This is a genomic window from Actinoplanes aureus (assembly GCF_015704865.1).
Lineage (GTDB): Bacteria > Actinomycetota > Actinomycetes > Mycobacteriales > Micromonosporaceae > Actinoplanes > Actinoplanes aureus.
In genome coordinates this window covers 1-23,104 of sequence record NZ_JADQTO010000027.1, presented here as the reverse complement: position 1 = coordinate 23,104, position 23,104 = coordinate 1, and the positions used below count along the sequence as shown (strand labels likewise).

18 protein-coding genes are annotated in these 23,104 nt (G+C 70.5%); 3 read left to right on the top strand and 15 right to left on the bottom strand.

Features of this window, described 5'->3' with window-relative positions; genetic code table 11:
* Window positions 1–4 precede the first annotated feature (4 nt).
* The gene (locus I4J89_RS38750) at window positions 5–1,243 is read left to right on the top strand and encodes an RNA polymerase sigma factor (RefSeq protein ID WP_196419287.1); all 1,239 of its coding nucleotides are present in this window, start codon (window positions 5–7) and stop codon (window positions 1,241–1,243) included.
* A gap of 137 nt (window positions 1,244–1,380) precedes the next feature.
* A complete protein-coding gene (locus I4J89_RS38745; protein ID WP_196419178.1) occupies window positions 1,381–1,911 on the top strand; it encodes a snapalysin family zinc-dependent metalloprotease in 531 nt (176 codons plus the stop codon).
* On the opposite strand, the gene I4J89_RS51770 is transcribed toward I4J89_RS38745, so the two are convergent.
* From I4J89_RS51770 to I4J89_RS38705, 8 genes are all read right to left on the bottom strand, one after another.
* The gene (locus I4J89_RS51770; RefSeq protein ID WP_196419177.1) at window positions 1,893–2,558 is read right to left on the bottom strand and encodes a double zinc ribbon and FHA domain-containing protein; all 666 of its coding nucleotides are present in this window, start codon (window positions 2,556–2,558) and stop codon (window positions 1,893–1,895) included. The genes I4J89_RS38745 and I4J89_RS51770 overlap by 19 nt on opposite strands.
* A complete protein-coding gene (locus I4J89_RS38735; RefSeq protein WP_196419176.1) occupies window positions 2,555–3,820 on the bottom strand; it encodes a vWA domain-containing protein in 1,266 nt (421 codons plus the stop codon). Before I4J89_RS38735 ends, I4J89_RS51770 begins: the two co-directional genes overlap by 4 nt.
* 10 nt (window positions 3,821–3,830) lie before the next feature.
* Window positions 3,831–5,390: a protein phosphatase 2C domain-containing protein gene (locus tag I4J89_RS50315; RefSeq protein WP_230860348.1), complete on the bottom strand. Its 1,560-nt coding sequence runs from the start codon at window positions 5,388–5,390 to the stop codon at window positions 3,831–3,833.
* Window positions 5,387–7,687, bottom strand: coding sequence for a serine/threonine-protein kinase (locus I4J89_RS38725; protein ID WP_196419175.1), 2,301 nt, complete (start codon window positions 7,685–7,687; stop codon window positions 5,387–5,389). Before I4J89_RS38725 ends, I4J89_RS50315 begins: the two co-directional genes overlap by 4 nt.
* On the bottom strand, window positions 7,684–8,862 hold the full coding sequence (locus I4J89_RS38720) for a hypothetical protein (protein ID WP_196419174.1): 1,179 nt from the start codon (window positions 8,860–8,862) through the stop codon (window positions 7,684–7,686). The genes I4J89_RS38725 and I4J89_RS38720 overlap by 4 nt, the downstream gene beginning before the upstream one ends.
* Entirely contained in the window at window positions 8,859–9,788 is a 930-nt protein-coding gene (locus I4J89_RS38715) for a glutamate ABC transporter substrate-binding protein (RefSeq protein WP_196419173.1), read from the bottom strand. The genes I4J89_RS38720 and I4J89_RS38715 overlap by 4 nt, the downstream gene beginning before the upstream one ends.
* Window positions 9,788–11,089, bottom strand: a complete 1,302-nt coding sequence (locus I4J89_RS38710; RefSeq protein WP_196419172.1) for a GlnX family signal transduction membrane protein — start codon at window positions 11,087–11,089, stop codon at window positions 9,788–9,790. The genes I4J89_RS38715 and I4J89_RS38710 overlap by 1 nt, the downstream gene beginning before the upstream one ends.
* A 77-nt stretch (window positions 11,090–11,166) precedes the next feature.
* Entirely contained in the window at window positions 11,167–12,714 is a 1,548-nt protein-coding gene (locus tag I4J89_RS38705; protein WP_196419171.1) for a long-chain-fatty-acid--CoA ligase, read from the bottom strand.
* Between the two features lie 140 nt (window positions 12,715–12,854).
* Between I4J89_RS38705 and I4J89_RS38700 the strand changes: the two genes are divergently transcribed.
* Entirely contained in the window at window positions 12,855–14,063 is a 1,209-nt protein-coding gene (locus tag I4J89_RS38700; RefSeq protein WP_309238666.1) for an EAL and HDOD domain-containing protein, read from the top strand.
* On the opposite strand, the gene I4J89_RS38695 is transcribed toward I4J89_RS38700, so the two are convergent.
* The 7 genes from I4J89_RS38695 to I4J89_RS38665 all read right to left on the bottom strand — a co-directional run bounded on the left by I4J89_RS38695 (window position 14,064) and on the right by I4J89_RS38665 (window position 22,150).
* The gene (locus tag I4J89_RS38695) at window positions 14,064–14,477 is read right to left on the bottom strand and encodes a hypothetical protein (RefSeq protein ID WP_196419170.1); all 414 of its coding nucleotides are present in this window, start codon (window positions 14,475–14,477) and stop codon (window positions 14,064–14,066) included.
* A 111-nt stretch (window positions 14,478–14,588) separates the two neighbouring features.
* Window positions 14,589–16,907, bottom strand: coding sequence for an ABC transporter permease (locus tag I4J89_RS38690; protein ID WP_196419169.1), 2,319 nt, complete (start codon window positions 16,905–16,907; stop codon window positions 14,589–14,591).
* Entirely contained in the window at window positions 16,904–17,662 is a 759-nt protein-coding gene (locus I4J89_RS38685; protein ID WP_196419168.1) for an ABC transporter ATP-binding protein, read from the bottom strand. The genes I4J89_RS38690 and I4J89_RS38685 overlap by 4 nt, the downstream gene beginning before the upstream one ends.
* Window positions 17,663–17,828: 166 nt before the next feature.
* Window positions 17,829–19,031 carry a tyrosine-type recombinase/integrase gene (locus tag I4J89_RS38680; RefSeq protein WP_196419167.1) on the bottom strand — a complete coding sequence of 401 codons (1,203 nt, stop codon included), beginning with the start codon at window positions 19,029–19,031 and terminating at the stop codon, window positions 17,829–17,831.
* Window positions 19,031–19,213, bottom strand: coding sequence for a helix-turn-helix transcriptional regulator (locus tag I4J89_RS38675; RefSeq protein WP_196419166.1), 183 nt, complete (start codon window positions 19,211–19,213; stop codon window positions 19,031–19,033). The genes I4J89_RS38680 and I4J89_RS38675 overlap by 1 nt, the downstream gene beginning before the upstream one ends.
* 300 nt (window positions 19,214–19,513) lie before the next feature.
* The gene (locus I4J89_RS38670) at window positions 19,514–19,966 is read right to left on the bottom strand and encodes an NUDIX hydrolase (protein WP_309238665.1); all 453 of its coding nucleotides are present in this window, start codon (window positions 19,964–19,966) and stop codon (window positions 19,514–19,516) included.
* 1,356 nt (window positions 19,967–21,322) lie between these two features.
* Window positions 21,323–22,150: a hypothetical protein gene (locus I4J89_RS38665; RefSeq protein ID WP_196419165.1), complete on the bottom strand. Its 828-nt coding sequence runs from the start codon at window positions 22,148–22,150 to the stop codon at window positions 21,323–21,325.
* Window positions 22,151–23,104: the final 954 nt, after the last annotated feature.

The window sequence follows — 23,104 nt, the reverse complement described above, 5'->3', positions numbered from 1 at the left end:
CCCGCTGCCGACCGTCGGTCAAGCGCTCGCCCGCGCCCACCACGAGGAGTGGGCGCGGGTGGTCGCCGGCCTCGCGCGCCGTTTCGGCGACCTCGACGTTGCCGAAGAGGCGACGGCCGAGGCGTTCGCGGCGGCCGCCGAGCGGTGGCCGCGCGAGGGCGTACCGCCGAATCCCGGCGGTTGGCTCGCCACCACCGCGACCCGCAAGGCGATCGACTGGCTCCGCCGCGAGTCGCAGCGCGACGCCAAGCACGAGGCGGCCCGGCTCGTGTTCGACGACACCCCTCCCGAGCCGGCCGGCTCGGTCGAGGACGACCGGCTCCGGCTGGTCTTCACCTGCTGCCACCCCGCGCTCGCGATGGAGGCCCGGGTGGCGCTCACTCTGCGCCTGCTCGGCGGCCTCACCGTCGCCGAGATCGCCCGTGCCTTTCTGGCGCAGGAGACCGCGATGGCGCGCCGGATCACCCGCGCCAAGACGAAGATCAAGCTGGCGCGTATTCCGTACCGGGTGCCCTCGGCCGACGACATCAGCGAGCGGCTGGCCGGCGTGCTCGCGGTCGTCTACCTCATCTTCAACGAGGGCTATCTGGCCGGCCAGGGGCAGGACCTGGTACGCGCCGACCTCACCGACCAGGCGATCCACCTCGGCCGTCTTCTCCGGTCCCTGCGCCCGGACGACGGCGAGGTGGCCGGACTGCTCGCCCTGATGCTGTTCACCGACGCCCGGCGGCCGGCGCGCGTGTCCCGCACCGGAGAGCTGGTGCCCCTCGGCGAGCAGGACCGCGGCGCATGGGACCGCACCCTCATCGCCGAGGGCAATGCGCTGGTTCGCGAGCGGATCGGGGCGGTGGCGGCCGGCGGTGGCCCACCTGGGCGCTACCAGCTACAGGCGGCGATCAACGCGGTCCACATGGAGGCCCGGTCCGTCCAGGACACCAACTGGTCCACGATCGTCGCTCTCTACGGCCGCCTGGTGCTGCTCGACCCCTCACCGATCGTGCGGCTCAACCGTGCGGTCGCGATCGCCGAGGTCGACGGCCCCGAAGCCGGGCTCGCCGAGATCGACCGGCTCACCGCGGCCCTCGACGACTACCACGCCTTCCACGCCGCGCGCGCCGACCTGCTGCGGCGGCTCGGGCGCGGCGGCGCGTCACGGGCTGCGTACGACCGGGCCATCGGTCTCGCCGGCAACCCCGCGGAGCGGGCCTTCCTCACCCGCCGCCGCGACCAGCTCACCGGCTGACCAGCTCGCCGGGCACCTCGGCGGCGACCATCCCGCGCGGTGGAGGCGGCAAACGGTATGGCCTTAACCATCGATAAGGATCGCTGAATTTCCTAGGGTCGGGTGCAGGTTTCCCCTTTCCCCCAAGGAGAAGATCGATGATCCTCCGAAGAGTCCTCGCCGCGCTCTGCGCAGCCGCGGCCCTCGCCGGTGTGCAGGTGATCAGCGCCACGCCCGCCACGGCGGCACCGCGCATCCTCTACTACGACGCCAGCCAGGCGCAGGAGTTCGTCTCGGTCGTCCACCAGGGCGCGCAGATCTGGAACAGCCGGGTCACCAACGTCCGGCTCGAACCGGTCACCGCCGGACGGACCCCCAACATCCGGGTGTACGCCGACAACAACTGGCCCCGCGCGCAGACCACCTCGCTCGGCAACGGCCGCTGGTGGATGGGCCGCCAGGCCGTCAACCAGGGCTACTACCAGCCGCGGATCGCCGCGCACGAGTTCGGGCACCTGCTCGGGCTGCCGGACCGGCGCACCGGCCTCTGCGCTGACCTGATGTCCGGCAGCAGCGCGCCGGTGAGCTGCACGAACGCGTACCCGAACAGCCGTGAGGCGGCGACCGTGAACGCGAACTTCCGCACCTCGGTCAGTGTCGCGCCGGAAGCCTACGTCTGGGCGCCCTGATCCGGCGCGTGCAGCGTGATGGTGGTCCAGACGCCCACGTGCACCTGGTCGCCGTCCTTCAACGTACGGGACTGGCCGGCACCCAGCGGCCGGTCCTCGTCGTTGATGTAGGTGCCGTTGGTCGAGCCCAGATCGGAGACCAGCCACACGCCGTCGATGTTCAGCGTGAGCAGCGCATGGCTGTGTGAGACCCCGGGATCCGCCGGGGCGGCGGAGAGGTCGAGCTCCGGGTCGGTGCCCTTGGAGGCGCTCCTGCGGCCGATCCGCACCTGCGGCGGAGGCAACGTGACGGTACGCGGAGGCGAGTCCACCGGAAAGTCGACGCCCTCGGTCTCGTTCAGGTCGAAGTAGGCCCGGTCGGCGAACACCGTGGCCGTCCACTCACCGGCCGGCGGCCCGGCCATCGGCATGGTGAGCTGCGGTATCCGGCCGGTGCTGTGGTCGAACCCGCAGTCCTCGCAGAACCGGGCGGTGCCGCTGCGGGGCGTGCCGCAGTGCGGGCAGGAGGGGCCGGTCTCGGCCGGCTTCTCCGGCGGCTGCTGCTGCGGCGTGAGCACGGCGGTGGCATCGTCGATGCGCGCGCCGCAGGTGTCGCAGAAGTCGCTCTCCGCCGAGGCGTGGCCCTTCGGGCAGAGGTACGCGTTCACTGCGCCCGCCCCACCCGCACCGTCTTCGTCGAGCGGGTGTCGAGTGCCATCTCGTCCTCCGCGGCGACCTTGCGCCGCATCCGTACCGTGCCGGTCGCCGCGTCCTCGATCTCCACCACCTTCGAGAGCAGGTCCTCGGTGGCCTTGTTGCCGCTGGCGTGGGCGATCTGGGCGGCCCGGCCGAACTTGAGCGTGGCGGTCCGGTCGTCACCGGCGTCCCGGGCGGCCAGGCCGGCCTGGATCGCGTCGGCCAGCTCGGCCTGCCCGGTGTAGTGGGCGACCTGCCGGTTGATCCGGGTGGAGAGCGCGGTGTCGTCGGTCCAGACCGCTCGGACCAGGCTCTGCGCGTGCACGGTGTCGCCCTCCACCACCGACACCCGGGCGGCGAGCATCTCGTCACCGGCCGCGCCGGGCGTGACGTCGACGCACACGTGGTAGTCGCGGCTCTCCTGGCCCCAGGAGCCGAGCGGGTAGCGGCCGGCCCTCGCCCCGTCCGCGACCCGCTTGCCGGTCAGGTCCACCACCTGTGGCTCCACCTGCTTCACGAACCGGACCGTGCTGTTCACCGGGGTCCAGACCTTCAGCTGTACGTCGGCGCTGGTCTTGCCCATCGCCGCGGTCATCATCTGCTGGAACGCCGCGGTCAGGTCCATCGGCTTGGCCACGATGTCCACGGTGCCCAGCATCGCCGTGGCGATCTTGCGGAGCTCGGCGACCTTCCAGTTGGTGCCGACACCCCGGCAGTCGCAGGTGAACTTGCCGCTGATGGTCTCCAGGACGCTCTCCAGGTAGCCGTACCGCTCGCCGTTGTCGCCGTCGGTGAGCAGGATGGCGTGCGCGATGTCGCCCGGTCGCAGCGCGAACAGCTGGGTCGCGAGCAGCAGCCAGGCGCCCATCGCGGTGCCGCCGCCGGCCTGCAACCGGTCGATCGCGGCGGACGCGGCCGCCCGGGTCCGCGGTGAGGCGACCGCCAGTTCACCCGGGTCCGGGAAGAGCTGCTGCGCGGTGCTGACGCCGGCGATGATCGCGAAGTGGACGCCGTCGTCGATGCACTCCACCGCGGCCTTGGCGGCCTGCCGGGCCGCGCCGATCCGGCCTTCGGCCTGCATCGATCCGGACGCGTCCACGATGATGATCTCGGTGGCGCCGGAGGTGCGGCGGCCACCCTCGGCGCCGGACGAGGTGACTGTCACGATCGCGTTGACCTCGCTGGCGCCCAGGGCGAGGTACTCGTTCTGGAAGGCCTCGGCGGTGTACGACACTCGGGTCTCCTTACGCGGCTGGAGTTACTACTTCGGCGGGCTGGACCGGGATCAGGGCGACCGTGATGTTGTCGGCGCCGCCGGCTTCGTTCGCGTACGCCACCAGGGCCCGGGCCGCCGCGAGCAGGGGTGACGGGCCGGTCGCCGCGCTCAGGCAGGCCCGGACGACGTCGGCGAAGCCGGCCGGGTCGGGCAGGTAGTTCCACAGGCCGTCGCTGCAGAGCACCAGGAACCCCGGCTTGGTGGCGGTGAACGCGCCGACCCTCGGCCGCACCGGGCCGGCGTCCGCGCCGAGCCAGGCGGTGATCGCGTGGGCCTTCGGATCGTTCATCGCGACCTGCGGGTCGACGCCGAGCGCGATCACGTGCCGGGCCCAGGAGTCGTCCTCGGTGAGCTGCTCGGCCGGGCCGTCCTCGGTGAGCCAGTAGGCGCGGCTGTCGCCGACCCAGCCGAAGCCGACGTGCGGCCCGCGGACGGCGGCGGCCACGATGGTGCAGGCCGGGTTCGACACGGACCGGCGCGGATCACCGGTGTGCGCCAGCGAGGCCACCGCCTCGGCGGCGCCGGCGATCGCCGCGGCCACCACGCCGGCGATGGCCACGGCGGGGCCGGGTTTGCCGGGTACGGCGATCGCGCGGCCGATCGGAGTGTGCGGTTTGGCGTCTCCCGGGTCGCCGGCGGCCGCCGGATCGGCCTGGGCAGGCTGTTCCTCGGCCGCTCGTTCCGGCGCGTCGGGTGCCGGCTCGGCCGCCTCGGGCGTGGTGGTGGCGGACGCGTCGGGTGCCGGCCGGGCGGCGTCGGGCGAGGCGGAGGCGGTCGCGTGGCCGCCGGTCTCCTCGGCCGCGGGCGGAGGCCCGGCCTCGCCCGGTGTCGCGCCGGAACCGGTCGCGGCGAGCTCGATGGTGGTCTGCTCGGCGGCGGCGAGTTCGGTCGTGGCCTCCTCAGCCGCAGCCAGCTCGGTCGTCTTCTGCTCGCCTGCGGCCAGCTCGGCGGTCTTCTGCTCGGCTGCGGCCAGATTGGTCGTCTTCTGCTCGGCCGCGGCCAGCTCGGCCGGGACCGCGCTGAGATCAGTCGTGACGTCGGCGTCGGCGTCCGCGTCTGCGTCGAGGCCCGGCGCCGCACCGCCCGGGTGCTGCGCGGCCGCGAGGAACTCGCCCGCCGTGCGGGCCGCGATGTCCGACGCCGCATCCGGGTCGTAGGACGCGGAGACGCCGTCGCAGACCACCACGTCCGCGGCCGCCACCCCGACCGCCAGCCACATGGCGTCCTCGTTGCGATGGTGACGCCGGCCGCGGTCGCTCACCGCCGCGGCCACCGGGCCACCGTCCGCCTCCAGATGATCACGGGGCCGGCCGGCCAGCATGCCGCACTCCTCGCAGTATCCATCCGTGCCCACCGTCCGCTCCGCCTCGCAGTGCGGACAGTCCATCCAGTCCGGCGAGGACCGCGCGGCCGCCTCCGTGCTCAGCGACCGGCCGCAGCTCTCGCAGAACGCCGCCCCGGCCGCCCGCTCGTCGGCGCATGCGGTGCACTCGGTCAGGATCATCGGCGCGGTTCCCGCCTCTCTCATGTCCGCGTCCGCGGCCGCGCCGCGTTCGCCATGTCGACCAGGCGGATCTTCTCCGGCCCGTGTACCGCCCGGGCCATCTCCCGGTACGCGGCTTCGAGCGCGAACCGTACGTCCCGCTCGCCGGCGTCCCCGGCCCGGGTGCCGCCGAGCACCGCCGCCGGAATCCTCGTCCCCCCGCCGAGTGTGCGCAATGCCTGTTCGAGCAGTTCCGCACGGAGTGCCGCGAGTTGCGCCGCCTCCACCTCGAGACGCTCGATCAGTTCGGCCGCGCTGGTGAGCGAGTCCACGTCCACGGCCGCCGACTCGTGCGGGCGGACCAGCGCCCGGACCGCGCCGACCTGCGACACCCGGTACGCCGAGGACGTACCCGGCACCCGGTTGTAGGCCTCCACCGCACCGGCCCGGTCGCCCTCGGCCAGCCGGCAGCGCGCCAGGCCGGCCGCGGCCGTGGTGTACGCCGGATCGGTGCGGCTCACCACGTCGTAGTAGCCGGCCGCCGTCTTCAGGTCACCGGCCAGCTCCGCGGTGAAGCCCAGGGCGAGTTGCGGCGCGAGCTCACCGGGCAGGGCCGCGTAGACCGCGTCGAAGCGGCTCCGGGCCTGATCGGTGTCGCCGGTGGCGAGCGCCAGCAGGCCGTCGTACCAGGCGACCCGCCAGTCCGCGCCGGCCGACTCGGCGAGCAGCGCGCGGGACGCGGTGGCGTCCTCGAACCGGCCGGTACGGGCGCCGAGGTCGATGTTCGCCCGCAGCTCCCGCAGGCGCACCTCCAGCGTGTACTGCGGTGCCTTGCCGAGCAGCGTGAGCACCTCGGCGGGGTCGGTGACGGTGACCGAGGCGAGGAACGCGGCCGCCGGGTCGGTCAGGTCGATCAGCGGGGTGGGCAGGTCCTGCCAGCGCAGGGTGTCGTCGCGCAGGTCGGTACGCAGTTCGCCGGTGAACAGCCGGGACGGGGCGGGCCGCGGCTCCCCGCCGGCCGCCAGCACCTGGCGCAGCACCCCGAGCATCTGCTCGGTCATCTCGGTGGCGTCGACGAAGCGGTCCGCCGGATCCCTCCGGGTGGCCCGCAGCAGCAGCCGGTAGAACGACTCGTGCCGCTGGTAGGCCTCGAACTCGTCGCGCGCCGGCAGGCTGTCGGCGTACGTGCTCTGGTAGCCGCGGAAGTCGGTGGTGAGCACGGCCAGCGTCCGGCCGATGGTGTACAGGTCGGAGGCGATCGAGGGTCCCTCGGTGGCCATCTCCGGTGCCTGGTAGCCGACCGTGCCGTAGAGGGCCGCCTCCTGGTCGTCGACGTGCACCACGCCGCCCAGGTCGATCAGCCGCATCTGGTCGCCGGCCTGGATGACGTTGTCCGGCTTGAAGTCGCAGAAGATCAGGCCGCGGTCGTGCAGGTACCCGAAGGCCGGCATGATCTCCAGCACGTAGGCGAGGGCCCGCTCGACCGGGAACGGCTCCGTCTTGCGCAGGTCCTTGAGGGACTTGCCGCCGACGTACTCCATCACGATGTAGCCGGCGCTGTCGCCCGCCGAGGAGGAGTGCTCGACGAAGTTGTAGATCTTGACGATGTTCGGGTGTTCCACCTCGGCCAGGAACCGCCGCTCGGCGACCGCGGCCGCGAGGGCGTCCTCGTCACCGGAGTTGAGCAGGCCCTTGAGCACCACCCAGCGGTCCGAGACGTTCTTGTCCACGGCCAGGTAGATCCAGCCCAGGCCGCCGTGGGCGAGCGGGCCGACCACCTCGTACTGGCCGGCGACCAGGTCGCCCTTGACCAGCTTGGGGGTGAAGTTGAACGGCTCGCCGCAGGCGGCGCAGAAGCCGGAGGTGCGCCCGGGCCGCTCGCCGCGGGCCCGGCCGACCGGCTTGCCGCACTTGGCGCAGTACCGCTTGCCCTCCGGCACCTCGGCGACCGGCATCACCGCGGTGGCCGGGTCGGCCTGCGTGATCGGCGCGATGTCGACCAGGCCGCCGCCGAACCGGCGCCGGGAGCTGCTGCGGGAGCTGCCGGTGCGAGCGCTTCCTCCGGTACGCGTGGACAGCGCCCCGCTGCGCGAGGACGCCGGGCGGGACATCGCCGAGCCGCCGGCCCGCGGCTTCGGCACCGCACCGGCGACCGGCGCGAGCCCGCAGGTGTCGCAGTAGCCGTCCTCGATGGTCCCGGTGCAGTCACCGCGCCCGCACGAGAGCGGCCCGGAAGTGGTCACCGCGGGCGCCGGAACCTCCGCGACGCGGGCCGGTGCCAGACCGCAGGTGTCGCAGTAACCGTCCTCGATCGTGCCGGGACAGTCGCGCTGGCATCTCATCGGGCCTCCCTCGCGGCGATCGTGGCGGAAAGAGCGTCCTGGTAAGCGTTGACGGCCGCCCGCGCGGTGTCCAGATCGCACGGCGCCTCGTACAGCGTGGTGCGGGCGGCCTCGGCGAGCGGGGTGAGGCCGGGGTCCTCGCCGAGCCCGCGGCGCAGAGCCTTCGCCCGGTACGCGTCCAGGCGCCCGCGCAGCTCGCTGCGCTCGGCGAGCAGCCCGGTGTTGCGGTCGGCCGACTCGCGCAGCGCCGCCAGCCGGTCCCGGGCCTGCCGGTTCCACGCCGCCAGACGGGGGCTGATCAGTGCCCACTGTCCGGCCGCGGCGAGCGCCTCGATCGCCACCAGATCGGCGCGCGGGTCGGCTCCCCGTACCGTCGCGATCCGATGCTCGGGGAACCGCCCGGCCGCCGCCTCCCGTGCGGCCTCGGCGGCCCGGCGTGCCGTGTCGATCTGGGCGGCGAGCGTCCGTGCGTCGCGCAACCGCTGGTCGATCCAGGCCCGCAGCTCGGTGGCCGAGGTCCGCTCGGCGTCGGCCCGGTCGATCAGCGCGCGGACCCGGTCGAGGACGGCCGGATCGGTGCCGAGCGGGTCGCCGGCCATGGTGGCGGTGAAGGTGCCGAGCAGCCGGTCCGCCTCGTCGAGCGCGGCGCCGCTGGCACCGGCGTTGCGGGCGTGGGCCAGCGCGGCCGCGGCGTCGGCGGCGGCGGGGAGGAGGCGGCGCCATCGCTCGCCGGCGCGGGTGACCACGTGCACGGCGGTCGCGAACGCCGCCTCCATCGCGGCGAGCAGCTCGGCCGGCGAGCAGGTGGTGCTGACCTGGCCGACGCCGAGCAGCCCGCGCTGGGCGAGCGGCACGGTGCTGGTGGAGAGCGTGATCGACGAGCCGAGGACCTCGTGCGCGTACGCCGCGCGGTCGCTGTCGCTGAGCCGCCGCCGGTCGCGCAGCGCCCGGGCCCGGTCGATCACCTCGGTCAGCTGGCGGTGGCCCTGCCAGAGCCGGCCGAGGGCGTCGCTGGCGTCCGCCCACGCGGTCGCGGTGACGCCGGTGAGTTTCGCGGTGCCGAGTTCCTTGCGATCGGGGTTCTCGTCGAGTTCGACCAGGTTCGTCGCCATCGCGGCGACCGCGCGCTCCAGGCGGGCGAGTTCCGCGTCCGCGGAGGCCAGGGGAGCGGTCATCGGTACTGGGCCGCCGGTGGCTGTGGGGCGGTGCCCAGCCACTTGTCGTAGGTCGCCGCCCAGGTGCCGTTCCTCCGGTTGTTCTCCAGCACCGCGTTCACGAAGCGGGTGAACTCCGGATGCTCCTTGGAGATGGCCATGCCGTACGGCTCCTCGGTGAAGCGTGGCCCGACCACCTCGGCGTACGGGTCCTGGGCGGCCAGACCGGCCAGGATCGTGTCGTCGGTCGAGATGGCCGCCACCTCGTTCTGCTGGAAGGCGACCAGGCACTCGCCGAAACTGGCCTTGCCCACCGGGATCGGCTTGGTCCGCACCTTCGCGATGTTGTCCAGGGAGGTGGAGCCGACCGCGGCGCAGACCTTCTCCCCGCCCAGGTCCTCGATGCTCTTGGCTGTCGAGCCCGTGCCGACGAGGACCTTCTGACCGGTCACGAAGTACGTGGTGGAGAAGTCGACCTCCTTCCACCGGGCGCAGTTCGCCGTCATCGTGCTGATCACCAGGTCGACCTTGCCGTCCCGGACCCAGGCGGTGCGCTCCGCGCGCGGGACCACCCGGATCTGGAGTTTCTCCGGATCGCCGAAGATCGCCTGGGCGATCTGCCGGCCCATGTCCACGTCGAAGCCCTCCACCTTGCCGGTGAACGGGTTGCGGGAGCTGAACAGCAGGGTGTCCTGGCTGGTGCCGAGGACCAGCCGGCCGTTGTTGACGATCGTCGCCATGTGGCTGCCGGCCGGCATCCGGCCGGGCGCCGGCAGGGTTCCGGTGGGGCGCAGGCTGGCCCGCGGTTTGCACGAGGTATCCGGTGCGGCGGCCGGCGCCGTGCTGGCGGGCGTGGCCGCGGGTGCCTCCACCGGAGCCGGCGTCTCGGCGGTGCAGCCGGCGACGGCGAGCAGGGCGATGACGGCGAGGGCGGGACGGATACGCATCACCGGTACTCCTCCAGCCGGGCGCGCAGCCCGAACACCGCGAGCACCCCGATGGCGAGGGCCAGCAGCGGGCCCAGCCAGGTCAGCGTCCCGAGGCCGGAACCCGCCTCGCGGATGTGCTCGTCGAAGGTGTGCTTGCGGTCGTCGAGGAGGTTGTCGACGGAGTCGAGAACGTTCTCGAACGCGGTCGTGGCCCCCTCCCCGACAGCCAGCTTCACCGCGCCGTCGTAGTCCCCGCCGTCGTCCAGCTCGCGGACCTTCTCGTGCAGGTCGAGGTACACCTGGTGCTGCTCGCGGATCTCCCGCAGGTTCCACTCGAACCCGTCGAGGCTCTCGTCGTCGAAGGTGAGCTGCTCCCGGGTCGCCTGGAAGTCCTTCTCGTGCGGCCCGTTGCCGGCCCGCGCGGCCAGGGTGAGCGCCTCGTCGGCGCGCTCGCGCAGCAGCAGGATCCGGCTCTCGGCGAGGGCCGCCACCGGGGCCGAGCCGTCCTGGTCGGCGGTGCTCAGCATGTCGCGCTGGCCGGAGAAGACGAAGCCCGAGGTGAGCATCAGCAGCGCGGCGAGACCGGTCGCGGCCACCAGCGGCACGTTGAAGGTGCGGTTCGTGGTGCGGCTCAGGTAGAGCTGGGACCAGATCAGCATGATCGTCAGGAGCACGAACACGGTCAGCAGCAGCATCAGCCACCATGAGCTGCGCGCCGCCGAATACCCGCTGTCGACCTCTTTGCGGGCGAGCTGGAACAGCGCTTTCGCCTCCGGTTGCAGGGTCTCGCGGTTGAGCTGCGAGGCGGTGGCCAGGTAGGAGGCGCCGACCGGCAGGCCCTGGCGGTTGACCGCGCGGGCGGTGGCGACCAGTGCCGCGTACCGCGTGGTGCCGGTGGCCAGCGCCTCGACCGCCCGCGAGGCCGCACTGCCCTCGGGAGTGAGCCGGGCGGCCGAGGCCAGTGAGGTGGTGGCCCGGGCCAGGTCGGCCTCGTAGCGCTCGGTCAGCCGGACCGGCTCCAGGCCGCCGGCCAGGAACGCCTGCGCCGCCGTGGTGTCCGCGTCGGCGAGCGCCGAGTAGATCGTCTCCGCCTCGACCAGCAGCGGCTGGGCCCGGTCGCGAAGGTCGCTGGTGCCGGCCGTGGCGGAGGCGGCGGTCAGCCCGGCGATCAGGCCGGTCAGGACGGCGAGCGTGACCAGGGCGGCGCGGATGAGCTGAAGCCGGCCCGGCGACGACTGGCGCAGCTGCCCGACGCGCCGCAGCGCACCGGTCCGCGGCGGTACGGCCGTCGCGGACCGGTGCGTCAGAGCGGTCGTCAAGATTCGCCTCCGTGTGGCCGGCTCCCGTTGCCGTCCACTGTGCGGCACGCGCGCAAGCGATCTCGGCGGCAGGCGGGTCAGCTCAGTTCGCGCTTGAGCAGCTTGCCGGTGGCGGTCATGGGCAGCGACTCGACGATGCTCACGATCCGCGGGTACTTGTAGGCGGCCATCTGCTCCTTGCTCCAGGCCACCAGGGACTCCTCGGTGGCCTCGGCGCCCGGCTTGAGGATCACGAACGCCTTGACCTCCTCGCCGTGGCTGGAATGCGGCACACCGATGACCGCGGCGAGCGAGACCGCCTCGTGGGTCATCAGGACCTCCTCGATCTCCCGCGGGTAGACGTTGAAGCCACCGCGGATGATCATGTCCTTGGCCCGGTCGACGATGTAGTAGAAGCCGTCCTTGTCACGGCGGGCCAGGTCACCGGTGCGGAACCAGCCGTTCCGGATCACCTCGGCGGTCGCCTCCGGCCGGCCGATGTAGCCCCGGAAGATGTTGTGCCCGCGGATGGCGATCTCGCCGATCTCGTCGGCGGCCTCGATGGTGTTCCACTCCGGGTCGATCAGCTTCACCTCGACGCCCCAGATCGGGATGCCGATCGAGCCGGCCCGCGGCTCGCTGTCCGGGTCGCTGAAGGTGGCCACCGGCGAGGTCTCGGACAGCCCGTAGCCCTCCAGGATGGTGACGCCGAACCGCTCCTTGACCGCCTTGATGATCTCCACCGGCAGGCTGGAGCCGCCGGACACGGCGACCCGCATGTTGCGGGCGATCCGCTCCACGTCGACGCCCTCGCCCAGCGCGTTGAGCAGGCCCCACCACATGGTCGGTACGCCGGCGAAGAACGTGACGTTCTCGCTCTGGAGCAGCTGCACCGCGGCCGCCGCGTCGAAGCGGGGGAGCAGCACCAGGGTGGCGGCGGTGGCGAACCCGGCATTCATGTTGACCGTCGAGCCGAACGAGTGGAACAGCGGCAGCACCAGCAGGTGGGTGTCGGTGCCCGGTTGGGTGCCGAACAGCCGGTTGCAGGTCAGCGCGTTGAGCACCAGGTTCGAGTGGGACAGCTCGGCGCCCTTGGCCTGCCCGGTGGTCCCGCTGGTGTAGAGGATGACGGCCGCGTCGGTCTCGGCGCGCAGCACCGTCTCGAAGGCCGGCGACTGCCCGGCCAGGCCCGCGCCGAGCGTGTCGGCGCCCTCGATCGGCGAGGCGGCGGCCGGATCCGCGGTGATCAGGAAGAACTGCTCGCAGCCGGCCACCTCGTTGAATCCGGCGAAACCCTCGCTGCCCATCGGCAGCTCCGGGGTGCCTTCGAAGCACAGGTACGCCTTCGCCTGCGAGTCGTTCAGGTGGTACGCGATCTCACGGCCCTTGAGCAGCACGTTCAGCGGGACGACGACCGCGCCGGCCTTGAGGATGCCGTAGTACACGATAGGGAAGTACGGCAGGTTGGGGCAGGAGAGCGCCACCTTGTCGCCGGGCTTGATGCCACGGGACACGAGCAGGCCGGCCACCTGGTTCGCCGCGGCGTTCACCTGCGCGTAGGTCAGCCGCCGGGGTCCGAAGACCACGGCGTCGCGCTCCGGGTAGTGGCGGGCGCTGTCCTCCAGCAGTACGGAGAGGTTGAGCATCCGGCAAATCCTTTTCAAAGGTGAGCTGTGACGGCGGTCTCATCCCAACACGCCGACCAGTGCCGGTGGAAGCCTACGTTCCGGCTTTGTTTCCCGGCCGGATTCATCAAGTGGCCGGGTTACCTGCCGATGGCCACGACGTGGGAATCCCGGTGTTGGACGCGGTGCACGTGGGCCGCCAGCCGATCTTCGACGCGAACGGCGCCGTCGTGGCGTACGAGCTGCTGTTCCGCGGCCGTATGGACGACGTGGCGTCCGGTCGCCAGGACACGTACGCGACCAGCACGGTTATGATCAACGCGTTCACCGAGTTCGGCATCGGCGAGGTGGCCGGTAACCGGCCGTGCTTCATCAATCTGACCCGCGAGTTCGTGACCGGCCGGCTGCCCTTGCCGTTCGGCCCCGAGCAGGTGGTGCTGGAGATCCTCGAGACGGTGACCGTCGACGACGAGGTGATCGACGGGATCACCGCGCTGGCCGAGTCGGGCTACCGGATCGCCCTCGATGACTTCGTCTGGGGCTCCGGGCACGAACGGCTGCTCGGGCTCGCCTCGTACGTCAAGCTCGATCTGCTCGACGGCGACCTGAGCCGGCTCGACGAGATCGTCACCGCGTGCCGGGAGTACCCCGGCATCCAGCTGGTCGCCGAACGCCTGGAGACCGCCGAGCAGGTGGCCATCGCCGATCATTACGGCATGGAGCTGCGCCAGGGGTACGCGCTGAGCCGTCCCCAGGTGCTCAGCACCCCCAGCCTGTCCCCGTCCCGGCTGCGCCGGCTGGAGCTGGTCGCCGCCCTGATGCACCCGGACGTCCGGCTCGACAAGATCACTGCGATCATCGTCAGTGACCCGGCGCTCGCCATGCGGGTGCTGCGGGTGAGCAACTCGGTCGCCGCCGGGGTGACCAGCCGGATCTCCTCGGTCCGGCAGGCGATCATGATGATCGGCCTGACCCACATCCGCCGCTGGGCCACCCTGATGGTGGTCGACGACGTCGCCGAGGCCCCGGAGGAGCAGCTGCTCACCGCGCTCACCCAGGCCCGGCTCTGCGAGAACCTGGGGCCGCGCTTCGGCGTGGACCCGGGCGCGGCGTTCGTGGCCGGGCTGGTCACCGGGATGGCCCGGTTGATGGGCATCACCCCGGCCGCGATGACCGACCAGCTGCCCCTGGCGGTGGACGTGTCGGACGCGCTCACCTTCGGAACCGGGCGGCTCGGCCGGCTCCTGGAAGCGGTCCGCGCGTACGAGGAGGGCGATTGGGGCTCGGGCGACCTGGCCGGACCCGCCCTGGACGCGATGCGCTGGTCGACGCGGACGCTGAGCGCGGCGAGCCGGTTCGCGCCGGCCTGATCAGCGCGCCCGGTCGGCCTCCTCTTCCGCTTCCTCTTCTTCTTCTTCTTCTTCCTCGTCCGGGTCGTACTCCTCGATCTGCCAGTCGGACTCCACCACCGGGTGCCGGCCGCTCCACCACAGCAGGCCCGCGGTCAGGGCGAGGTTGAACACGGCCGGACCGGCGACGACGAGGTTGCCGAGAGCGCTGTCGAACAGCTCGTACCGGTTGTCGAGCAGGCAGACGAAGACCGACCAGGGCAGGCCGAACGCCAGTAGGTAGAGCCCGATCAGCCCGGCGCCGATGTTGGCGTCCGGCGCGGCGTCGACGGCCTCCTGCGCCGGACCGAGCCAGATGAACACCACCGGCAAGACCAGGACCGCCTGCACGGCGACCAGCGCCCAGAGCCACCTCCGGCGCGTGTCACTCCCCATCTTCGGACCCCTTTGGCTGAGCATTCGCTGAGAGCGATCGCGTCAGCCTAGAGGTTTTGTGCCCGCATCGGATCCCCCGGATTCCGAGGAGATTTCAGCGAGGCCCGGAGATCACCGCCGGCGCAGCACCGGAACGGCCGCCGCCACCACGGCCACGGCCACGCAGCCCGCGGTCACGGCGAGCCCGGCACCCCACGGGATCACCAGGGCGATCGAATGGTCCAGTTCGGATTCGACCGAGGCCCGGACCCCGAGCAGGGATATACCGGCGACAGTACCGCCCAGCACCGCGCCCACGGCCACTGCCAGCAGTGATTCAGCCGACACCACCCGGAGAACCTGCCCGGTGCCGGCCCCGGCGAGCCGCAGGGCGCGGAACTCGGACCGGCGCGCGGCGGTCGCCATCAACAGCGTGTTACCGACCGCGATCCCGGTGTAACCGGCGGTCAGCCCGATCAGCGCCCACAGGAAGAGGTCGACGAGCTGCCCCTCCTCGCCGATCTCCTCCCGGACGAAGTCGCCGACCGGCATGGCCCGGGCGCCGGGTGCGGCGGTGGGCTCGCCGTCGAGCAGCACCATCGCGGTCAGCGCCTGCGGATCGTGCGCGCGGACCAGCTCGGCCGGGAACACCACCGTGGCCTGGGCGTCCGGGTCGACCGCGCGCACCCGCGTCTCGGACGTCGTGCCGTCGGCCCAGCGTACGGTCAGGGTGGAGCCGGCGCGGGCGCCCAGTTCGGTGGCGGTGTCGTCGCGCAGCACGGCTCCGGACCCGGACCCGGCCACCCCGGCGGCCTCGAAGCCGGTGATGCCGTCCTGGTGGGTGATCAGCACCCGGGTCTCCAGGCGGGACTCGCCCGGCTGGGCGGCGACCGCGGCCGCGCTCAGCCCCGGCGTGCCGTCCGGCACGAGCAGTGAACCGGTGGAGAACTCGGCGGCCGCGTCGATGCCGGCCGCCTCCTCGATGGTGGCGATCGTGCCGGTGAGCAGCACGGTGATGCCCACCGTGGCGAGCACCGGCGCGGCCGTGGCGGCGACTCGCCGTACCCCGGTCAGGGTTCCCTCGCGAACCAGCTGCCCGGTCGCGGTGTGCCGCACCGGCCAGGCCACCACCCGGACCAGCGGCACGATCAGCACCGGGGAGAGCAGGGTGGCGGCGGTGATCAACAGCATCGCGGCGCCCAGGCCGGCCGAACTCTGCGCGCTGACCGGCAGCGACGGCATCGCGGCCAGCAGGCCGGCTCCGGCGACCGCGCCGAGCACGCCCAGCACCCAGCGGGACCTGGTCATCGCCCGCGGGTCCACGGCGGCCTCCCGCAGGGCGTCCAGCGGCGGGACCCGGCTCGCGCGCCGGGCCGCCACCGCGACGCCGCACAGGGCGACCAGCACTCCGAGTAACGCCGCGCCGAACACCGCGGCCGGCTGCCAGGTCACCGTGAACCCGGCCGGTTCCAGTCCGGTGTCCACCATCGGGCCGGCCAGCAGTGGGGCGGCGGCGGCACCCAGCGGGGCTCCGACCAGGCCGCCGAGCAGGGCGATCAGGGTCGTTTCGGCGTACATCTGGCGGCGCACCTGGCCCGGCGTGGCACCCACCGCGCGTAGCAGGCCCAGCTCGCGCCGGCGCTGCGCGGCGCTCAGCGCGCAGGTCGAGGAAACCACGAAGACCGTGGCGAAGGCACTCAGGGTGACCAGCGCGATCAGCAGCTGCGCGCCGATCCAGCGGATCCGGGTGACGTGGTTCGCCTCCAGCAGGTCGCGCTCCGCGCCGGTCCGGACGGTGCCGGCCGGGCCGATCAGGGCGCGCGCGGCATCGGCCACGCGCGCTTCGTCGCCGCTCACGGTCAGACCGATCACCGGTACGCCCGGAGCGCGCCGCAGTGCCTCGGAGTCCGCCAGGTAGAACCCGGGTCCGTCGACAGTCCCACTGACCGTCCAGGTCTCCGGCCCGGACGCGGTCAGCACCTCGATCCGGGTGCCCGGATCGGCACCGCTCAGAGCCACCTCGTCACGGCTCTCCGGCGCCCGTCCCGCGGTCAGCCGGTAGCCGCCGAGCCGCGCCGACGACCAGGCGTGCCCGTCGGCCCGGGCCGCCTCCGGATCACCGGTCGCCTTGCCGCCGGACAGCCGCTGCACGTAGAAGACCGGGTCCGGGACCGCCGCCGCGACGCCGGGCAGCGTGGCCAGCCGGTTCGCCAGGCCGGTCGCCTCGGACGCGGGCCAGGCCGGGCGTTCCTCCTCGCCGTAGTCGTTGGTGCCGGCCATGGCCGGCTGGATCAGGATCGGCGCCGCGTCGTAGCGGGCCGGTGCCTGCGGCTGCGAACTCAGGTACAGACTCGCCGATCCGGCCAGCACCGCGACCCCGAGCACCACCGCGACGAACGTGCCGGCGAAACTCGCGAACCGGTGCCGCACCATCGCCCACGCCGCGCTCATGCCCCCACCGTCCGGGCCGCCTCGAGGCGAGCGGTGTGCACCGCCACCAGCTCGGCGTCCACCGGGCCGGTCAGCTCGTCGACCACCCGGCCGTCGGCGAGGAAGAGCACCCGGTCGGCGTGCGCCGCCGCCAGCGGGTCGTGGGTGACCATCACGATGGTCTGGCCGTGCCGGTCCACCGCCGTACGCAGCAGCCGCAGCACCTCCTTGCCCGAGGTGGCGTCCAGCGCCCCGGTCGGCTCGTCGGCGAAGAGCACCGCCGGACGGGTGACCAGCGCGCGGGCGATCGCCACCCGCTGCTGCTGGCCGCCGGAGAGCTCGGACGGGCGGTGCCCGGCCCGGTCGCCCAGGCCCACCTCGGCCAGCACCGACGACACCTCGCCGGCAGCCGGCCGGCGCCCGGCCAGCCGCAGCGGCAACGCCACGTTCTGTGCCGCGGTCAGCGCCGGGATCAGGTTGAACGACTGGAACACGAAGCCGACCCGGGTGCGGCGCAGCCTGGTCAGGTTGCGCTCGCTCAGCCCGTCGAGCGGTACGCCGTCGATCACCACCCGGCCGGCGTCGGCCCGGTCCAGACCCGCGGCGCAGTGCAGCAGGGTGGACTTGCCGGACCCGGACGGCCCCATCACCGCGGTGAAGCTGCCCGGTTCGAAGCGGGCGTCCACCCGGTCCAACGCGGTCACCGCGCTCTCGCCGGTGCCGTACCTCCTGGTGACCGCTTGCAGCTCGACCGCGGCCGTCGCACGATTCGTCATGGTCGCCAAGCCTTCCGGCGTACGGCGTCCGGCACAGTCACGCGGGCTCGACGATCCGGGGTATATCCAGCACTACCACCTCGAGGCTCGATCAAGGCTATGACCAGCTCAGCCGTCCGCTGGCCTGATCTCGGGCACAGCTCGGGCACAACCTGAGGAACGTCGGTCATGCCGGTCTCGCCACCGACAGGCTCGCCGATCCGGGCGATCCCAACGCGCTGTCCACCAGTGACCGAGTGCGGTCCAGCGCGTCCGGCCACTCGTGGACGTACTCGTTGAGCGTCACCGTCGGTGTGGAGTGACCGAGCGCCAGTTGCACCGTCTTGACGCTCGCCCCGGCGTTGATCAGCAGGGTCGCGTAGTAGTGCCGTAGACCGTGAAACCCCCACCGCATCGGCAGGCCGGCCCTGGCCCGCACCGACGTCCAGGTCCGGGTGAACGATGCCGCGTTCACAGCCTTGCCGTTGGCCCCTCGGAACACCAGGGCGGCCGGTCGCCGAGTCGGCCGGCGTGGGTCGGTGTCATCGTCGACCTCGACCGGATCTCCCAGGGTCTTCAGGTGCGTACGCAGCGCATCCGCCACCACATCCGGCAGTTCAACCGTGCGGACGCTGCTCCTGGTCTCGGGTTGGCCGAGGTACGGCGAACGGCCCTTGTGCAGCTTGAGCTGTTGCCGCACGGACAGCTCGGCCCGCTCGAAGTCGATGTCTTCCACCTCCAGACCCAGGACCTCGCCCAGCCGCAGGCCGCATCCCGCAGCGACGTAGACAGCAGCGAACAGCCGATCCGGCATCAGCTCGGCGAGCCGGTGCACCTGCGCCGGCGTCGGGATCACCCGTTTGCCGCGATCGACTCCGGGGAGCCGGATATCGACGCACGGCGAGCTGGCGATGATCCGGTCCCGTACCGCCAGGGCGAACATCGCTTTGACGTAGCTGTACACCAGCCGCAGCGTGGCCGGTGCGAGTACAAGACTCCGGTCCCGCACCCACGCCTGCACCTTGCTCCGGCGTACCTGGCCCACCTGGAGGTGCCCGAGTCCCGGAAGGATGTGCAACCGGACCGCGTGTTCAACCCGGATTGCCGTGGTGTCGATGTGCAGTTGACTGGCCCGCCACTGCTCGGCCAGAGCGGCAACGGTGATCCGCCCGGCCCGGTCGTCGATGTACTGCCCCCGGCTGACATCGGCCCGCACGTTCGCGTCGAAACGCTCGGCATCGACTCTCCGCTCGAACAGCCGCTCCCGGACTTCGCCTTGGTCGTCGGTCCACCGGGCGCGCCAGCGCTTGCCTCGCCCGTGCTTCCTGGACGGCAGACGGGTGCCGTCGGGACCACGGCTCTTCAGGTACCACAGGTCATCGACGGGCATCAGACGCACTCCCGCAGCCAGGCGCGGACGTCCGCCGGGTCGTAGCGCAGGTGCCGGCCGACCTTCCGCGCACGCGGCCCCGTCCGGCGGTGCCGCCACTGGTAGAGCGTGCCGACCGGCACGCCGAGGTACCGCGAGGTGCGCTCGATTGACCACAGATCTTCCACTGTCTCAACGCTCACGATGACCGCCCCTCCTTACGGCTGAGGGTCAGGTAGACGCGGATCTCGCCGGTTCCGAGGATCGCGTCAGCCCCGACGAACTCCGAGCCGACGCCAAGGCGCTGCGGGCACTGCTCTAAAGAGATTGAGGTTCGCCCGCAGCTTTAGACCCAACCGCTCGGTTTTTAAGTTCCGGGCGATCTATCCGGGTGAGTGTGTGCGCGGCTGTGACCTCGGAGAATCGTCCGGCGCAAGATCGCGCTGATCGAGATCATCCGTGCCGGTTGCTGTCAGCGTTGCTGTCAGATCGGCTCTGCTCGCCTATCGACGTTCGAGATGATCATCTAGGTACCGCTGGACCGGACCATGGAGCCGGTAGGGAACAAGAGCAGCGACGGTTTCCAGGTCGCACCATGCCACCTCCGCCACCTCTGCGCCGCTTGCCGCATAGGCGGTCCCACTCTCGACCTCGCAAGCGACGTAGAATATTGTCCGGCCAGTGTCCGGGTGTACTCGCATTCCGAGGTGGCCTACCACCTGCACCGCAAGCCCTGTCTCCTCAAGCGTCTCCCGGACCGCCGTCTCGTCGATGGACTCGCCAGGCTCGACCTTCCCAGCGGGGAATTGCCAAGAGAGCCGGCCTTCTTCCACGGCACGGCGAATCAACAGGCCTCGGCGGCCTTGGACGACGACGGCCGCAACGACCGGCCGATCTTCACTGTTTGCGGGCATGGCTCGTCGACACTCCATTGAGACAGATGTCGACTCCCACACTGCCAGGACGGTACTCCCCCAAGATCGCTGAGCTGCAGCGCTTTGACCAGCAGCGGAGCAGATCAACTTACCTCCATTCCCCGTTGCTCCCCGACGATGACCGGTCCGTCTGGCACGGATCTGGCACAGCAACCCGGGTTCATGACGCGTCGCTTGTAACTCCTAGGCAACTCGTCCGGCGTTGTCCGTCCGTGGGTGCGCCCTCGGATCGCAGTCCACAGCCACCTCGCCGTGGTCGCCGCCATCCTGGCCGGTTGCTGTCACCGTTGCTATCAAACCGGCGGGATTGCCCTCTTGTGAAATCATCACTGCTGTGCGGACCCGTGGCTACCTTCTCGTTGCGTTGGCGTTGACCGCCGCCACAGGCTGGATCCTATGGCTATCTACCTTGGATGGGCGGTGGGATAAGGCCACGGTCTCGTCCTTTGGGCAGGCAGTCGGAACCCTCTTTGCCGTCATGGCGGCACTCTGGATTGCCACGCGAGACCGCCAGCAAGCCTTGGATCGAGCAGCGAGCGATGCAGCCGCGGAACGAGAGCTCTTTGTCCGACGTCGGGACTATGACGAGTGTCTCCGATTGCTGGAACTAGTCGAGCGCGACCGCCGGGAATGGGAAGCCGCGGGGGATCCTCTCAGTCGGCCAAGATCTATTGAGGCTACGGCGCTGATCCGAGCCCTTTGGGGCCGCCGGAACTGGTGGGGAACAGCTGTCGAATGGTATGTAGAGTCCAGAAACCCTGGATGGCGCTACAGCGACGGCGGGCCAGCTCCGGATGATGTGTTCGCCCAGATGCAGAGCGAGATCGTTCAAGCAATCATGAATCTCGATGCGCAGGACCGACATTCTGCCGCCGTAGTCAACAGCCAGAAGACCTCTCTGCGGCTGTGGATAGCTGGCCAGCTGACTCGGCTCGCCTCGAAGCTTGCACCTCGTAGATCCCAACCAGACTGATAGCCTGACTACGCCGTTCGGTGCTTCACCCCCTTGACCCCCAGGCAACCAACAAGGTCGGCCGACCTCGTGCGGAAGCCGTCATCACCTGCGGTATCGATCCAGGGACGTCCGCCCTCGTCCGCCGACGTCACTGGTGATTGCCACCCAGTTAGTCACCCGTATGAGTGCGGAGTGTCTCCGAGTCGTAGACCCGAAACGGTTACTCTCCGAGACCAGGACGCACGGCGCAGCGAATACCGTGCACATCGGTGAACTGCACCTCGACCCTTGAACAGGCTGGGCAGGTAGTGGGATTGCAGCTCCTCGGGCCACGCGACCTCATGACGCTTCAGGTCCCACATCAGTGTGTGTAGCTGACCGGCTTGAAGGACGGATACTGAACCGGACCTCCATTGCCCACACTACTGTTCATATTGGCGCAGATCGAATGTGATTCCCAGATCGATCTCGAAGGGTAGTTCTACGATTCCCCGTTGCGGAACTGTCAGCCGGATTCGCCCCTGCTGCGCGATTCTCTTCCATTCCATTACGACCACCAACGCGGTATGCGGCGGAACCGTTACGCCTATCTCTTCCTCAAATGTTTGTTCCTGCTCCGTAGAGATGGAATAAAGCTTCCGAACCTGAGTTTCGAGGCTTCCTTTTAGGGAAAGGAAGTCTGCCACACTAAAATCTACTCCGCCGCTGCGAGTCCGTAGCGATTCCATCTCGACTCCGCAGCTCTGTGTCCATCTTCTGCTTGCCTTGATGTTCCTTGTTACGTCACTGCCGCTTCCGCTATTGTCAATCTTGCGGGTATCAGTTCCCACTGGTCGCTCAACTCGTCCAGTTTCGACTATATCGAGCACTCTGGGATCTGCCGTGCCGACTGGATTGTTGCCGCCCTGAAGACTCAGCAAGAATTCTTGGAGTTCCTTCTTGAGTGAAACATAAGAAACGCCCATCGCAACCCAGGAATAGGTGAAGTAGCGCGCCGCGATTACCGCCGCCCCCGCCTTCATGAGACCTATCTCGACGTTGGTTCCATGACCTAGCCGGTGGAACCGAACCTCAATGGAAGGGCTGGCGCCAATATACCTCTTCCAGCGCGTGGGTTCGTGGGCTCGAACGATTGTCTTCGAGCCCTGCTGAAGCACTTCTTCAGCCTCAAACCCTTTACGCTGTAACCAAGTCCTGACATGGAACGCGAGATCCATGTCGCCAGTTCCTCCGGTGGTGGGCAGAAGCATGTTCGCCTCCTAAGTATCCCTAAGAGGAGGATCTATGAGGGTCGCGACGTTCGTCCGACCTACGTTCTGGGGCCGATGTTCGAGAGTATTGAGCTGAAGGCGAGGAGCCTAGCTATCCGTCGCCACCGCGACAGTACGGAAGCACTGATGGGTGAGGCGAGGACCCCGCGCTTGTAAGTTCTGGGCGGCGTGTCCACCGGCGTCTCTCTGTGGCGCCGGCCTCGGACGATTGTTCGGCGCTGCTTCGTCATGACGGTCGTTGTGCGTGCCGGTTGCTGTCAGCGTTGCTGTCAAACCTCGTGGTGCTATCTGCGTTCAAGTTCGTAGGAGTGGCGTCCGGGGTGTTCGTTGAACAACATGCAGATCACTTCTCGTCGTACTCGTCGAGTTCTGGTCGAATGGCGGGGCAAGCCCGAACCTCGCGAACCTCCGACGCGATCAAAGTCCATCGAACCCACCACTCGATTTCGTTGCCCTCCTGCCCGAGCGTGGCGTGTGCACCGTCGTGACCGACCTCCAGGGCGCACAGGCAGTCACGTCGAACCTCATGGGCGCGGAGGGGGCGGCTTTCAAGCCACCTGATCTGAGCGTCGTGAAGCTCCACCCGTGCAGGGCACTGCCCACCCATCGCAGACATCTGGACAACATATCGGCTCTGCAGCTTGCCCGCATCGAACGCTTGTGCGACTACTCAGGTTTGTGTGGGCATTGGAGCGGCTACAGGATCCCGTGACGGACGGCGATAGGTGCCATCCGGATAGTCATGGTTGTCAACGCGATCGTGACGCCTCGCTGAGTCGTCTACGGATCCAGACGTGCCGCCACGGACTCAGCTGGCGCTTGCGGCGATGGCCGCGTATTTGCGGTCCGGGACCTGCTGTTGCAGGCGCTGGAGTTCGGTGAAACCGGCCTTTGCTAGTCGGGCGGAGAATTCGTCTACTGGCCAGCGGTACG

What these genes read in the sequence shown, in the direction of transcription:
- I4J89_RS50315 (WP_230860348.1), bottom strand. Translation starts at nt 5,390, where the DNA reads ATGAGAGAGGCGGGAACCGCGCCGATGATCCTGACCGAGTGCACCGCA.
- I4J89_RS38685 (WP_196419168.1), bottom strand. Translation starts at nt 17,662, where the DNA reads ATGACGAATCGTGCGACGGCCGCGGTCGAGCTGCAAGCGGTCACCAGG.
- I4J89_RS38705 (WP_196419171.1), bottom strand. Translation starts at nt 12,714, where the DNA reads ATGCTCAACCTCTCCGTACTGCTGGAGGACAGCGCCCGCCACTACCCG.
- I4J89_RS38680 (WP_196419167.1), bottom strand. Translation starts at nt 19,031, where the DNA reads ATGCCCGTCGATGACCTGTGGTACCTGAAGAGCCGTGGTCCCGACGGC.
- I4J89_RS38720 (WP_196419174.1), bottom strand. Translation starts at nt 8,862, where the DNA reads ATGACCGCTCCCCTGGCCTCCGCGGACGCGGAACTCGCCCGCCTGGAG.
- I4J89_RS38690 (WP_196419169.1), bottom strand. Translation starts at nt 16,907, where the DNA reads ATGAGCGCGGCGTGGGCGATGGTGCGGCACCGGTTCGCGAGTTTCGCC.
- I4J89_RS38715 (WP_196419173.1), bottom strand. Translation starts at nt 9,788, where the DNA reads ATGCGTATCCGTCCCGCCCTCGCCGTCATCGCCCTGCTCGCCGTCGCC.
- I4J89_RS38745 (WP_196419178.1), top strand. Translation starts at nt 1,381, where the DNA reads ATGATCCTCCGAAGAGTCCTCGCCGCGCTCTGCGCAGCCGCGGCCCTC.
- I4J89_RS38725 (WP_196419175.1), bottom strand. Translation starts at nt 7,687, where the DNA reads ATGAGATGCCAGCGCGACTGTCCCGGCACGATCGAGGACGGTTACTGC.
- I4J89_RS38695 (WP_196419170.1), bottom strand. Translation starts at nt 14,477, where the DNA reads ATGGGGAGTGACACGCGCCGGAGGTGGCTCTGGGCGCTGGTCGCCGTG.
- I4J89_RS38665 (WP_196419165.1), bottom strand. Translation starts at nt 22,150, where the DNA reads ATGCTTCTGCCCACCACCGGAGGAACTGGCGACATGGATCTCGCGTTC.